This window comes from Lentzea flava, from assembly GCF_014648475.1.
GTDB classification, from domain to species: Bacteria; Actinomycetota; Actinomycetes; order Mycobacteriales; family Pseudonocardiaceae; genus Lentzea; species Lentzea flava.
Window position 1 is genome coordinate 23,170 of the sequence record NZ_BMRE01000024.1, and the last position, 12,725, is coordinate 35,894.

The window sequence follows — 12,725 nt, forward strand, 5'->3', positions numbered from 1 at the left end:
TGCATGCGCGTGCGCGTCTGGACCTCGCTCTCCGACCTCGTGGCCGGCAAGTCGCCGCGAGACCCCTGGGAGTGGACCGACGAGCCGGAAACCCTGACCGCACAAGCGATCAGGGCCAGCGAGGTCACCCACCAGCACCCGGAGGGCATCGTGGGCGGAGACGTCGACACCACCGCCGCGATCGTCGGTGGCATCGTCGCGAAGCCACCGCAGCAGTGGGTCGCCGAACGCGAAGACCTCCCGGACCGGGTGCGCCGCTAGTCCTTGTGCCGCTGGTAATACCGCGCCACCCGCACCCGGTTCCCGCACGTCGCGGGATCACACCACCGGCGTCGCGGGTGCGCGGGCACGAACAGCAGCCGGCACCCCGGCGCCTCGCACGTCTTCACCTTCCGCACGGCCGGTGACGCCAGCAACTCCGCCGCCGCGCCCGCCAGCACCGCGAGCGCCCGCGCGACCTCGTCGCCCTCCCGTTCCCGGGACATCTCCACGGCACCCGACCACGTCAGCACGTCGTACGCCGGAGCACCGCGCAATGCCGCGTTCAACGGTGCCAGGTCGGGCTCGTGGCCGTCGCGCGCCGCGAGCACCGCTGCCTCGACCTGGCCGCGCAGCTCTCTCAAGCGTTCCGACCAGGGCAAACCCTGCGACGACACCCACTCCTCCAGGTGGTCGTCCTCGGACGTCAGCGTGTTGACGAAGTCGATCGCGAGCACGAACTAACTGTACATCACGCGAAGTATCCATTAGCCTAATGCGTCATGACCACAAAGACGCATGTGACAGGGCACCGGTTCGCGGACGTGGACGGCATCAAGGTCTTCTACCGGGAGGCAGGCGACCCGGACGCGCCCAGACTCCTGCTGCTGCACGGTTTCCCGTCCGCCTCGCACCAGTACGCGCGGCTCATCGAGGAGCTCCGGGACGACTTCCACATCGTCGCTCCGGACCACCCCGGCTCCGGCCACAGCGACGCCCCCGAGCGGCCCCACACGTTCGACTTCCTCGCCGACACGATCGAGAAGTTCCTGGAGACCATCGGCTTCACGGGTTTCTCCCTGTACGTCTTCGACTTCGGCGCCCCGGTCGGCTTCCGCATCGCGACGCGCCATCCCGAGTGGATCAAGGGGTTGATCGTCCAGAACGGCAACGCCTACGAGGACGGCCTGTCGGAGCTCGCCAGGAACTTCATCGCCAACCGCGACCCGCAGGGCGCCCGCGACATGCTCGCGCTGGAGTTCACGAAGTTCGGCTACCTCGAGGGCGTACGTGACCCCGAGGCCATCTCGCCCGACACGTGGACCCTCGACCAGCACTACCTCGACCTGCGTCCACAGCCGCAGATCGACCTCGCCCTCGACTACCACACCAACGTCGCCAAGTACCCGGAATGGCAGGCCTACCTGCGCGAACACCAGCCGCCGACGCTGATCACGTGGGGGCGCGGCGACCCGTTCTTCCTCGAGCCCGGCGCCAAGGCGTACCTGCGCGACCTGCCCGACGCCCAGCTGCACCTGTTCGACACCGGCCACTTCGCGCTGGAGGAGGACCTCACCGAGATCGCCACGCTGATCAGGGCGTTCGTCCCGCGCGGGTGATTTATTCATCACGTGTTGAGTTTTTCGCCGTACGGTCGTAACCTCGGCGTCATGGACGCCTACTGCGTGGATTTCGAGGCCATCGACGGCACGATGCTCGCCGTCGTGGGAGGCAAGGCCGCGAACCTGGGGGAGCTCACCAGGGCGGGACTACCGGTGCCGCAGGGTTTCTGCGTCACCACCGACGCCTACCGCGCTGTGGCGGTGGCCGACGAGCTGGCGAGCACGACTCCGGAGAACGCCCGCAGGACGTTGCTGGAAACCGCTGTGCCGCAGGAGATCCGGGACGCGATCGTGACGGCGTACCGCAAGCTCGGCGACGGCACCCCGGTCGCGGTGCGGTCCAGCGCGACGGCCGAGGACCTGCCGTTCGCGAGCTTCGCGGGCCAGCAGGACACGTTCCTCAACGTCGTCGGCGAGGACGCCGTGGTCGACGCCGTGCGACGGTGCTGGGCGTCGCTGTGGACCGACCGCGCCGTCAGCTATCGCGAGACGAACGGCATCGACCACACCACGACGTACCTCGCTGTTGTCGTGCAACGGATGGTGCAATCCGCGGTCTCCGGCGTGATGTTCACGGCGAACCCGGTCACGGGCAAACGCGACCAGATCGTCATCGACGCGAGCCCCGGTCTCGGCGAGGCGGTCGTGTCCGGCGCGGTCAACCCCGACCACTTCGTCGTCGACGGGTCCGAGATCGTCGAAAGGCGCCTGGGGGACAAGAAGTTCGTCATCCGCTCGCTGCCCGGCGGTGGCACCGAGCACGTCGAGGTGGGCGAACCGTGCCTGACCGACGGGCAGATCCACGCGCTCGCCGTCCTCGGCCGCAAGGTGCAGCAGCACTACGGCGCGCCGCAGGACACCGAGTGGGCGATCGACGCCGACGGCGAGCTGCACCTCACCCAGGCACGGCCGATCACGACGCTGTTCCCGTTGCCGGACAACCCCGACGGCGGCGCGCACGTCTACTTCTGCTTCAGCCTCGCGCAGGGCCTCGAGCGTCCGATCACGCCGATGGGGCGCGCGGCGTTCCGGGAGATCTCCAAGTCGGCCTTCGAGATCGTGATCGGTGACCCGCAGAGCAAGTCCTATGTGGAGGCCGGTGAGCGGATCTTCTTCGACGCCACCAAGGTGTTGCAGAGCAAGGTCGGCCGCGAGTTCGTCACACGGCTGCTCGGGGTGATGGAGGCGCGCTCGTCCGAGGTGCTGCGCGGCCTGTTCGACGACCCGCGCTTCGCGATCACAACCTCCTCGCCGATGCCTGCCGTCAAGCGCGTGCTGCGCCTCGCCCGCCGGTTCCACGCACCCGTGACCGTCATGAAGGCGTTGGCAGATCCGGAGAAGGCCGCGCGGAACGCGGTCAAGATGGAGCAGGAGGTCCTCGACAAGGCCGCGGCCCTCTCGATCGAGCAGGCGCTGCGGGATTGCACCGTCCCGGTGCTGCCGAGGCTCGCGCCGACCGCGCTGGTCGGGTTCGCGCTGCTCTGGCTCGTCAGCAAGGTCGTGAAGACCAGGCCGGGGGAGCTGCAGACCGTCCTGCGCGGCCTGCCGAACAACATCACCACCGAGATGGACATGGCGATGTGGGACCTCGCGCAGGAGATCAGGCGTGACCCCGTCGCGCTGCAGCAGTTCCAGAACGGCGAACGCCCCGCCGCGTTGGACAAGTTCCTCGCGAAGTGGGGCCACCGGGCCGTGGCGGAGATCGATCTCGGTCTGCCCAGGTGGTCCGACGACCCGACGCACGTCATCGGCGTCGTGCGCAACTTGCTGCGGCTGGAGGACGAAAACGCGTACCCGGACGTGGTGTTCGCCCGCGGTGCCGCCGAAGCCGAAGCGATGATCGAGACCCTGGCACGTCGCGCCCGGGGCCGCGGCTGGTTCGTGCGCTTCGCGTTGCGCCGCACCAGGTTGCTCGCGGGCCTGCGGGAGTACCCGAAGTACCTGATCATCACCCTGTTCGGCGCCCTGCGGAAGCGCATCGCGGAGGGCGGTGCCCAGCTCGTCGCGGACGGTCGCCTCGACAGCGCCGACGACGTGTTCTTCCTGAACTTCGAGGAAATGCGCTCCACACAAGGAGATCTGCGCTCGCTCGTGGCGCAGCGCCGTGAGGTCTACGACCGCGAGATGCGGCGCCGGCACATCCCGCGCGTGCTGCTGTCGGACGGCACAGAGCCGGAAGCGGTGCACAACGGCGTTGCCGCCGAGGGTGATCTCGTCGGCACACCGGCGTCGGCGGGCACGGTCACCGGCATCGCGCGGGTCGTCATGGACCCGGTCGGCGCGCACCTCGAACCCGGCGAGATCCTCGTCGCGCCGTCGACGGATCCGGGTTGGACGCCGTTGTTCCTGACGGCGGGCGGACTCGTGATGGAGATGGGCGGCGCGAACTCGCACGGCGCGGTCGTCGCCCGCGAGTACGGCATTCCCGCGGTGGTGGGCGTGCGTGAGGCCGTGACGCGGATCAAGACCGGCGAACGGATCACCGTGGACGGCAGCACGGGCGCGATCACCGCGGTCGCCGACTCACCGGTTGAGGTCTCATAGCGCCGTCCGGACGCGTAATGTCGGGTTTGTGGCTGAGTCCAAGGGTGAGCTGAACAAGGTCCAGCAGGGAATCGCCGACTACCTGCTGCGAGCCGGGGTGGACGGGTTCGGACCGTTCAAGAGCGCACGCGAGGCCGCGTCCGACGCGCTGGTCAAGAAGGGCAGCGAGGCCGCCGCGATCAAGCACCTCGTCCGCACCCACGTGGCGCTGGCCGGCGCGCAGGGCTTCATCACGAATCTCGGCGGCCTGATCACGCTGCCCATCTCGCTGCCGTCCAACGTCGCCGCGGCCTACGTGATCCAGACGCACCTCATCGCGTCCATCGCGTCGGTCCGCGGCCACGACGTCGACAGCGAGGAGGTGCAGACGGCCATCCTGCTGTGCCTGCTCGGCAATGCCGGAACCGAGCTGTTCAAAAAGGTCGGCATCAAGCAGTTCACCAAGAAGGCCGCCTCGGCACTCATCACAAAATACGGTACGAAAAAGCTCGGCACGGTCGCGGTGAAGGGTGTTCCGATCCTAGGCGGCGTCATCGGCGGTGGCGTCGACGCCGCGTCCACCAGAGCGGTCGGCGCATTCGCGAACCGCTACTTCACCCAGGCGGACCCGTTGCCGGGCGTCATCGACGGCGAGGTCCTGTCCGTGGAGATCGAGGAAGCGGACGGAACGGCCGATTCGCGTTAGCTCAGCCGGTCCAGTGCGGAACTGAACGCGTCCGGCGGGATGTGCACACCACCGCTGAACGGGTTCTGCATCTGGTAGATGGCGAACAAGAGCAGAACCAGTGTCGAACTGAGCGTGACGGTGATCAGCAGCTGCGAGATCAGGTTCGGCCCGCCGAACAGGTACGGGAACAGCAGCGACAGCGCGGTGCCGATCAGCAGTGCGAGCCACACGACCGGGTTCACGCCGTTGCCCGCCGCGTCCAGCCGCTCCTGCCTGGCCTGGTAGACCTCCCACAGCTGGTTCGCCGCCTCGGTCTTGCGGTCCTCCTGCCAGTCGCCGTCCGGCGCCGCCGCGGCGATGGTCTCCCTGAGCTGGTTCAACGTGGTCCAGCCCTTGTTGTCCACGTCCTCGCCCTCGCGCATGCGCGGCCATTCCTCGTCGACGACGGTCGAGACGTAGGTGCGGATCAGCTGCTCCACTTTGGACTTCGCGGGTTCCGGTAGCGAGTCGGACGACCAGTCGACGGCGACGAGCGCGTTGGCCTCCCGCTGCACCTGTTCCTCGGCGGTGTTGGACGCGTCGAACAGGGAGATGAGGATGAAGGCGACCAGGACGGCGTGCAGTCCCGCGACGATGCTGAACACCGAACCGCCGGCGCCGAGGTTCTTCTCGCCGACTTCCTCCGAGCCGAACCGCCGTGTGATGACGACGATGATGGCGGACAGGACGGCCGCACCGAGAACCCAGAGCAGGCCGGAGACGTAAATGCTCAATTCGGCTCCTTTCTGGTGTGGGATTAGACCACGGTCTACTGTGGCCGGTACAGCACGGTCTGGTTAACGAGTAATGGTCAGGTGGGAATGCGCGGCAACAGCAGGAATACCCGGTTGTCGTATCGGACTGCTCCATTCCGGTGGCGGGGGAATATGCTTGCGTTGAGCACCATCTCGTCTCTTTTGGTGCTTTCCGCGCCGTTCACCAGCGCCGTTGCTCATGCTGCACCGCCGAACTGCGACGCGTTTCAAGTCCGTTCGTCGCACCGAGGCGCGCTGTCGACGTTCACGAAACTCGACGTGTCATCCGGTGGGGTGATGGAAGTAGCCCACCTCGACTACGCGGTGAACGCGCTGGGGTACTCGGCGGCGTTGGGCCGTTTGGTTGGTCTCACGTCCAAGGGGCACCACTGGTGGAAGAACCCGTCGCACGTCGTGCTGATCGACGCGAAGGGCGTCGTCAGCGACCTCGGACCCGTTGACGCGCATTGGTTCCGCACCGACGACGTGTCCGCCGGCGCGGTCATCGGCACGACGTTCTACGTCCGGGACAACGCCCGCCTGCACGCGATCGACATCGACCCGGACAGCGCCTCCTACCTCGAGATCGTGCGGACCGTCGTGCTGGACTGGCCCGCTCTCGCGCTCGACGACTTCACCGTCGACGCGGCAGGGAAGCTGACCGGTGTGTCGGCCGCGGGCTGGGGGCCGGGCGAGGTCGTGTCGTTCGACCCGGCGTCGGGGCGGGTGCTGAGCAGGACGGAGATCGTGGACCTGCCCGGCAGATCCACGTACGGCGCTGTGGTGATCGACTCCGCGGGCACCGTCTACGCGACCAACAACGGCTACAAGGGCCGCAGCCGCGTGTACCGGATCAGTGGTGCGACCGCGACGGAACTGTCGGAAGGCCCGCAGCTGGGCATGATCGACGCGGCGGGCTGCCTGCCGAACCCGATGCCGCCGCGCGTCGAACCTCCCGCGCCGCGCCCCGAAGTTCCACCGCCCCCGCCTCCTGCCCCGAAACCGGCCCCGATCCCGGCTCCGGCGCCCGCCCCCGTCGTTCCGCCGCCTCCCGCAACCACGACGACGCCTCCGCCGTCCGCGCCGCCGCGGCCGGTGCCGGTGCGGGCGGCGCGGCAGAAACCCGCGCCGCGCAAGGACCTTCCGGTGGCGGCCGAGACCACGCCGCTCACGAAGTCCCGCAAGTGGGCGATGGTCACGATCGTCCTGGTGATGCTGGGCGCCGGCGCGGCAGCCGCCCGAGCCCGCGGATAAATCGGTTGGCGTGCCGTGACGGTCTCGCTACCGTTGCGGCATGTACTTCATCTGATGAAGCCCAGCGGCGCTCTTGACGCCGCTCTCGCGACCTCGCTGTCGTCTCGGTGACCCTTCCGCGGGTCCTTCTCCCACGGCCTCGTTCTGCCGTGTCCTTGCACGCCCTCTTCGCGAGGAGGCTTTCGCATGCCTGCCACCACTCCGCCCGAGCCGTCCAACCGCGCCGCACGTCGTGCGAACAAGCGCGGTAAGCAGGACCAGAACGCGCACTTCCAGCTGCCACAGCAACGTGTTCCGGTGGTCCAGCCGCGCCAGTTCGCGACCCGTCGCCGCGGAGGAACCGCGTAGCCGACGCCGAACCAGGCGCGACACCGCAGGGGACGCATTCACTCGAATGCGTCCCCTGCTCCCTTCGGGGTGTGATCTCCCGTTCTGTCCGGATCCGATCTAGCCTGAGGTGCTACCGGACCGACAGGATCGGAGGCGCCAGATGAGGATCGCTGACGTTTTGCGCACGAAGGGATCGGCGGTCGCGACGATCGACCCCGACGCACCGGTCACCGAACTGCTCAGAGCGCTCGCCGAACACAACGTCGGCGCGATCGTCGTGGTCGGCCCGTCCGGCGTCGCGGGGATCGTGTCCGAGCGCGACGTGGTCCGCCGCCTGCACGAGTCCGGCGCTGACCTGCTGTCTTCCCCGGTGTCCGCGATCATGACCACCGACGTGTTCACGTGCTCGCCGTCGGACACGGTCGACAGCCTCACGGTCGTGATGACCGAACGACGCTTCCGTCACGTACCCGTGGTCTCCGACGGGCAGCTGGTCGGGATCGTCAGCATCGGTGACGTCGTGAAGAGCCGCATCGGGCAGCTGGAGCAGTCGCAGGACCAGCTGCAGGCCTACATCGTCCAGGGCTGATCGCCCTTGACAGGGTGAAACCTGCTGCCGGCTGGCCCGACGGGTTACTGAATGTTGACTCTCGGGTCAGTCGGTGATGTGATCACGCCCGCACTGGTGCAGACCATTCCCTCAATCCGCCGCCATGGATGCTGGGGAGGAACGGGCGTGGAGATCACTCGGCGTTCGGCGTTGATCGGTGGAGTGGCGGCTGTTCCGCTGCTCGTGGGCGGTTCCGGGTTCGCACAGGCGGCCACCTGGAAGCTCAAGTGGAGTCCGCAGGCGAACAAGGACGGGCTCGGCGCCTTCGAGGGCGTCGAGGACGACAGGGCCGGCTCGCATCCCGGCACGAAGCACATCTACGTGTCGGGCAACGACTACCGGTTCGACATGCACACCCGCGACCGCGACACGTCCACGGACCGGCAGCGCAACGAGGTCCGCGGCATGAAAGCGGGCGGGCAGAACATCGACATCGGCGACGGCGAGACGTGGAAGTGGACCTACTCCATGTTCATCCCGAGCTCGTTGAAGTCGACGACGTCGTTCACCCACATCATGCAGACGAAGATGCCCGGTCTCGGCTCCGCACCCGTGACGGTCATGTCGCTGCGCCGCACCGGCGGTGTGCAGAAGATCGAGTTCAAGGTCACCGAGGGCAACGTGCTCGTCGGCAACGTCGACCTCGAGCCGTTGCACAACAAGTGGATCGACACCGAGGTGGAGATCAAGGTCGGCAACGGCACCGGCCGCGTCCGCTGGGTCGTCCGCGAGGGCGGACGCACCGTGCTCGACGCGACGAAGACCAACGTCGACACATGGCTCGACGACCGGTTGCGCCCGAAGTGGGGCATCTACCGCTCACTCGGCGACACGTCCGGCTCACTGCAGAACTGCTACCTGCTGCTCCGCAACCTCAAGGCCTATAAGTTCGAATGATGCTGCACGACGTCGCCGACGCCACGCACCAATATATTGGTTCGCTCGACGGTGACCAGCGCGAACACGCCATTCGCGCGGTCACCGACGACGACCTCCGCCACCGCTGGGCATACACACCCGGCACACGACCGGGCCTGGTGCTCGGCGAACTACGACGCGATCAGCGCAAAGCCGTGCACGGCATGCTCGCAACCGTGCTCAGCCCACACGCCTATGCCCAGGCCGCCGCCGTGATGGCGCTCGAGGACGTGCTCGACCACCGCGAGGGCGGCCACCGCGACCGCCACAACGGCGACTACTGGACGGTGCTCTTCGGCACGCCCGGCGGCGACGAGCCGTGGGGATGGCGCGTCGAGGGACACCACCTGTCCGTGAACGTCGTCGTCGCCGACGGCCGCGTCTCCGCGACACCGTTCTTCCTCGGCGCGAACCCCGCCCGCGTCACCTACCGCGGCCGCGTGGTCGGCCAGCCGCTGCGACTCGAGGAAGAACTGGCTCGCGAACTCCTCGACCGCATGGGCCCGACCGCGCGCCGCCTGGCCGTCGTGTCGGACACCGCACCCCACGACATCCGCAGCGGCAACTCCCCGCGCGTGAGCCCCTCCGAACCGGTCGGCGTGACGCCCGCGCAGCTGGGCAAGTCAGCGGGGGAGATGCTCGTCGACATCGTCCGCTTCTACCTCGACCGCCTCGCCTTCGAGCTGGCCGACGAGGAGTTCGCACGCATCGACCCGGAACGCCTGCACTTCTCGTGGGAGGGCTCGCTGCGCCGCGGCGAGGGCCACTACTACCGGATCCAGGGCCCCGAACTGCTCATCGAGTACGACAACACAGCCAACGAGGCCAACCACGTCCACACCGTCTGGCGTCGTCATTCGGGTGACTTCGGCGACGACCTCCTCGCCGCCCACTACGACGCGTCACGGCACACTGTCGCGCGTGGAGTGGCCCAGAACGGTTGACGACGCCGTCGCCCTGCAAGAGCGCCTGCGCACCCAGGTGATCACCACCAGCGCCCCTGACCTGCACATAAACACCGTCGCAGGCCTGGACGTCGGCTACCGTAGCAACGACACAGTTGCGGGCGTCTGCGTGGTGTTCGATGCAAAGACGCTGGTCGTGCTGGACGAAGTGGTCGTCGAGGACACGACGGACTTCCCATATATCGCCGGGCTCTTCGCGTTCAGGGAGATGCCGGTGCTGCTGCGCGCTCTCGATCGGGTGACGGTCGTACCGGACCTCCTGGTCGCGGACGGTCAGGGCCTCGCCCACCCGCGCAGGTTCGGTCTGGCGTGCCATCTCGGGGTGCACACGGGCATCCCGAGCATCGGCGTCGCGAAGAACGCGATGGGCCGGTTCGAGGAGCCCGGCCACGCACGCGGATCGATGAGCGACCTCGTCATGGACGACGAGGTCGTCGGCAGGGCGTTGCGAACGCAGGACGGCGTGAAGCCGGTGTTCGTGTCGGTCGGCCACAAGATCGACCTGGACCGGGCGTGCGCGGAGGTCCTGCGACTCGCTCCGCGCTACCGCCTGCCCGAGACGACTCGCCGCGCGGACACGCTCACGAAGCAGGCTGCTTCGACGGGGTGAAGCTGAGCAGCACGAGCAGGATCGCGCCGCACACCAGCGCGATGTCCGCGACGTTGCCGACGAACCAGCCGTTGTAGTCGATGAAGTCGACGACGTGCCCGCGCGCGAAACCGGGCGGCCGGAACAGCCGGTCGAGCAGGTGCGTCGTCGCTCCGCCCAGCATCATCGCGAGCGCGGCCGCCCGCAGCTTGGTCTGCGGCTGCAGGCCGTACCGCGCGAGCAGCACGACCGCGACCGCCGCGACGATGGTGAAGACCCACGTCGACCCCGCGCCGATGGAGAACGCGGCACCGGGGTTGTAGAGAAGCCTGAGCTGCAGGAACTCCCCGAGCACGGGAATGGGTGCGCGACCGGTCAGCGCGCTCTCGGCCCAGAACTTCGTGGCCTGGTCCAGCAGCAGCACGAGCACGGCGATGCCCATGACGAGCGGCACGCGGCGAGAGGTGGTGGTGTCCATTTGTGGACGAGCGTAGTTAAGGACGACGCCACCCGGCATCAGGCCCCGGAATCAGACACTGCCCCCGTCCCGAACACCTCGACGTCGTCGACATCGACCGCAGCGAGGAACTCCTCCTCCAGCGTCGCGGACCGTTCGTCGGTGTCGTAGTCCATGCAGATGCGCCAACGTCCATCGGTGCGTCGCGCACATGTGTGGAAGCGGCCGTAGAACGTTCGCTCGTCGTTCTCGGAACGCTTCGACACGATCTGGAAGATGCCGCGCTCGCTCGCGAGGTCGCGCGAGGCGATGCGCTCGACGAACCGGAACGCGATGGTCACCGAGCTGCCGCGGTTCGCGAGCTCGGCGAACCAGTCCTCGATCTGGTCCGAGTACTCCGCCAACCCCAGCACCTGCTTCGCCGGCCCTCCGGCGCGGATCAGCTCAGGCGCGTACAGGTCCAGGAACGCCGGTGCGTCCAGCTTCGCGTAGGCGAGCCGGAACGGGTGCCAGATTTGGTCGTTGAGCTGCCGCAACAGGTCGATTTCCACGCCTCGGAAGCTAGCGCGGCCACCGCGTCGACTTCACTCCTTGTTCCACTTCGAGCACGTTCCCCGGATCAGCGAGTGCCGAATCGCCCGGCCAGATGGGGATGGCTGTCGATGATCTTGCGGGCGACGGTGACCGAGTCGACGAGCGGGTGCAGCGCCAGCGCCTTCACGGCATGCGCGCGCTCACCGCTGATCGCCGCCTGGATGGTGGCGCGCTCGACGACCTTGAGCGTGGTGACGAGACCGACACCCTCGTCCGGAACCTGGCTCACCGCGACGGGCCGGGCGCCGTTGGCGTCGACGAGGCTGGGCACCTCGACCACGGCATCGGCGTCCAGGCACGACAACGTCGTCCTGTTCGGCACGTTGAGAATCAAGGTGGCCCGCTTGTCGGACGCGATGGCGTGCATCAGGTCGAGCGCGACCTTCTCGTAGCCGCCGCCATCCAGGTCGTTGGTATCGCGCTCGTCGTCGCGCGTCTCCGCCATGTACGTCTGCTCGCGTTCAAGGCGTGTCCGCTCCCAGCTCTCCAGCGATGGCTCCGCGTAGAACTGCTTCTGCTGCCCCAGCAGGAACGCCCCGCGCGACGCGCCGGCCTCCACCGCCTCGCGCGTGAAGTAGTAGTAGTGCAGGTATTCGTTCGGAATGGCGCCCAACGTGCGCAGCCACTCGGCACCGAAGAGCTTGCCCTCCTCGAACGACTCCAGCCGTTCCGTGTCGGCGAGCAGGTCTGGTAGCACATCGCGCCCGTGCACGTGGACACCCCGCAGCCACCCGAGGTGGTTGAGGCCGGCGTAGTCGAGCCACGCGTCTTCAAGGCGAACGCCGACGGCACGCGCGACGCGCCTGCCGAGCCCGACGGGGGAGTCGCAGATACCGATCACGCGGTTGCCGAGGTGCGCCGACATCGCCTCCGTGACCATGCCCGCCGGGTTGGTGAAGTTGATGACCCAGGCGTCAGGAGCGTGAACTGATATACGGCGTGCGATGTCGAGAGCGACGGGCACGGTACGCAATCCGTAGGCAACGCCACCGGCTCCGACGGTCTCCTGCCCGAGCACACCGCACCCCGCGGCGACGCTCTCGTCGGTCGCGCGTCCGTCGAGCCCGCCGACCCGGATCGCGGAGAAGACGAAGTCGGCGCCGCGCAGTGCCTCGTCGAGGTCCGTCGAGGTCGTGACGACCGGTGCATCCGATATATCAGCGGCGAGTTCGGCCAGGACGCCGCTGACGGCCGCGAGCCGCGCGGAGTCCAGGTCGTGAAGGGCGACCTCGGTGACGCGGCAGGGCGACCGGTCGGCGAGCAATGCGCGATATACGAGTGGCACGCGGAATCCGCCGCCGCCCAGGATGACCAGCTTCATGCTTCCACCACGTCCACTCCGCTTTCCCGCACTGCCGGCCGCGTCGCCAAATCGTACCTTTCCAGGCGTCGTGCGCGACCA

The 12,725-nt window shown here is 68.0% G+C and carries 15 protein-coding genes; 10 read left to right on the forward strand and 5 right to left on the reverse strand.

Annotation, left to right across the window (positions count from 1 at the left end; translation table 11 throughout):
• Window positions 1–3 precede the first annotated feature (3 nt).
• Window positions 4–261 (forward strand): ADP-ribosylglycohydrolase family protein, encoded by a 258-nt coding sequence (locus tag IEZ09_RS46755; protein WP_229812939.1) that lies wholly within the window; start codon window positions 4–6, stop codon window positions 259–261.
• Here IEZ09_RS46755 and IEZ09_RS25240 read toward each other — a convergent pair.
• The gene (locus tag IEZ09_RS25240; RefSeq protein ID WP_189256234.1) at window positions 258–716 is read right to left on the reverse strand and encodes a CGNR zinc finger domain-containing protein; all 459 of its coding nucleotides are present in this window, start codon (window positions 714–716) and stop codon (window positions 258–260) included. The two genes, IEZ09_RS46755 and IEZ09_RS25240, sit on opposite strands and share 4 nt — an antisense overlap.
• A gap of 45 nt (window positions 717–761) precedes the next feature.
• Between IEZ09_RS25240 and IEZ09_RS25245 the strand changes: the two genes are divergently transcribed.
• From IEZ09_RS25245 to IEZ09_RS25255, 3 genes are read left to right on the forward strand one after another with little or no spacing between them, the layout of a single operon-like run.
• Window positions 762–1,598, forward strand: coding sequence for an alpha/beta fold hydrolase (locus IEZ09_RS25245; protein WP_189256235.1), 837 nt, complete (start codon window positions 762–764; stop codon window positions 1,596–1,598).
• Between the two features lie 51 nt (window positions 1,599–1,649).
• Complete coding sequence (locus tag IEZ09_RS25250) at window positions 1,650–4,145, forward strand: PEP/pyruvate-binding domain-containing protein (protein WP_189256236.1); 2,496 nt, start codon at window positions 1,650–1,652, stop codon at window positions 4,143–4,145.
• A 28-nt stretch (window positions 4,146–4,173) separates the two neighbouring features.
• Entirely contained in the window at window positions 4,174–4,830 is a 657-nt protein-coding gene (locus IEZ09_RS25255; protein WP_189256237.1) for an EcsC family protein, read from the forward strand.
• Here IEZ09_RS25255 and IEZ09_RS25260 read toward each other — a convergent pair.
• Window positions 4,827–5,585: a bestrophin-like domain gene (locus tag IEZ09_RS25260; protein WP_189256238.1), complete on the reverse strand. Its 759-nt coding sequence runs from the start codon at window positions 5,583–5,585 to the stop codon at window positions 4,827–4,829. The two genes, IEZ09_RS25255 and IEZ09_RS25260, sit on opposite strands and share 4 nt — an antisense overlap.
• A 318-nt stretch (window positions 5,586–5,903) precedes the next feature.
• On the opposite strand from IEZ09_RS25260, the gene IEZ09_RS25265 reads away from it, so the two are divergent.
• From IEZ09_RS25265 to IEZ09_RS25290, 6 genes are all read left to right on the forward strand, one after another.
• Window positions 5,904–6,860: a DUF6923 family protein gene (locus IEZ09_RS25265; protein ID WP_189256239.1), complete on the forward strand. Its 957-nt coding sequence runs from the start codon at window positions 5,904–5,906 to the stop codon at window positions 6,858–6,860.
• A gap of 186 nt (window positions 6,861–7,046) precedes the next feature.
• Window positions 7,047–7,208: a hypothetical protein gene (locus tag IEZ09_RS25270; RefSeq protein WP_189256240.1), complete on the forward strand. Its 162-nt coding sequence runs from the start codon at window positions 7,047–7,049 to the stop codon at window positions 7,206–7,208.
• Window positions 7,209–7,350: 142 nt separating this feature from the next.
• A complete protein-coding gene (locus tag IEZ09_RS25275) occupies window positions 7,351–7,779 on the forward strand; it encodes a CBS domain-containing protein (protein ID WP_189256241.1) in 429 nt (142 codons plus the stop codon).
• A 147-nt stretch (window positions 7,780–7,926) separates the two neighbouring features.
• Window positions 7,927–8,697, forward strand: coding sequence for a Tat pathway signal sequence domain protein (locus IEZ09_RS25280; protein ID WP_189256242.1), 771 nt, complete (start codon window positions 7,927–7,929; stop codon window positions 8,695–8,697).
• Window positions 8,697–9,662: a DUF3500 domain-containing protein gene (locus tag IEZ09_RS25285; protein ID WP_189256243.1), complete on the forward strand. Its 966-nt coding sequence runs from the start codon at window positions 8,697–8,699 to the stop codon at window positions 9,660–9,662. The genes IEZ09_RS25280 and IEZ09_RS25285 overlap by 1 nt, the downstream gene beginning before the upstream one ends.
• A complete protein-coding gene (locus tag IEZ09_RS25290; RefSeq protein WP_229812940.1) occupies window positions 9,640–10,293 on the forward strand; it encodes an endonuclease V in 654 nt (217 codons plus the stop codon). The genes IEZ09_RS25285 and IEZ09_RS25290 overlap by 23 nt, the downstream gene beginning before the upstream one ends.
• Here the strand turns inward: IEZ09_RS25290 and lspA are convergent.
• The 3 genes from lspA to IEZ09_RS25305 all read right to left on the reverse strand — a co-directional run bounded on the left by lspA (window position 10,265) and on the right by IEZ09_RS25305 (window position 12,644).
• Complete coding sequence (gene lspA, locus IEZ09_RS25295) at window positions 10,265–10,750, reverse strand: signal peptidase II (protein WP_189256244.1); 486 nt, start codon at window positions 10,748–10,750, stop codon at window positions 10,265–10,267. The genes IEZ09_RS25290 and lspA overlap by 29 nt on opposite strands.
• Window positions 10,751–10,788: 38 nt before the next feature.
• On the reverse strand, window positions 10,789–11,280 hold the full coding sequence (locus IEZ09_RS25300) for a YybH family protein (protein WP_189256245.1): 492 nt from the start codon (window positions 11,278–11,280) through the stop codon (window positions 10,789–10,791).
• Between the two features lie 68 nt (window positions 11,281–11,348).
• On the reverse strand, window positions 11,349–12,644 hold the full coding sequence (locus IEZ09_RS25305; RefSeq protein ID WP_189256246.1) for a 6-phospho-beta-glucosidase: 1,296 nt from the start codon (window positions 12,642–12,644) through the stop codon (window positions 11,349–11,351).
• Window positions 12,645–12,725: the final 81 nt, after the last annotated feature.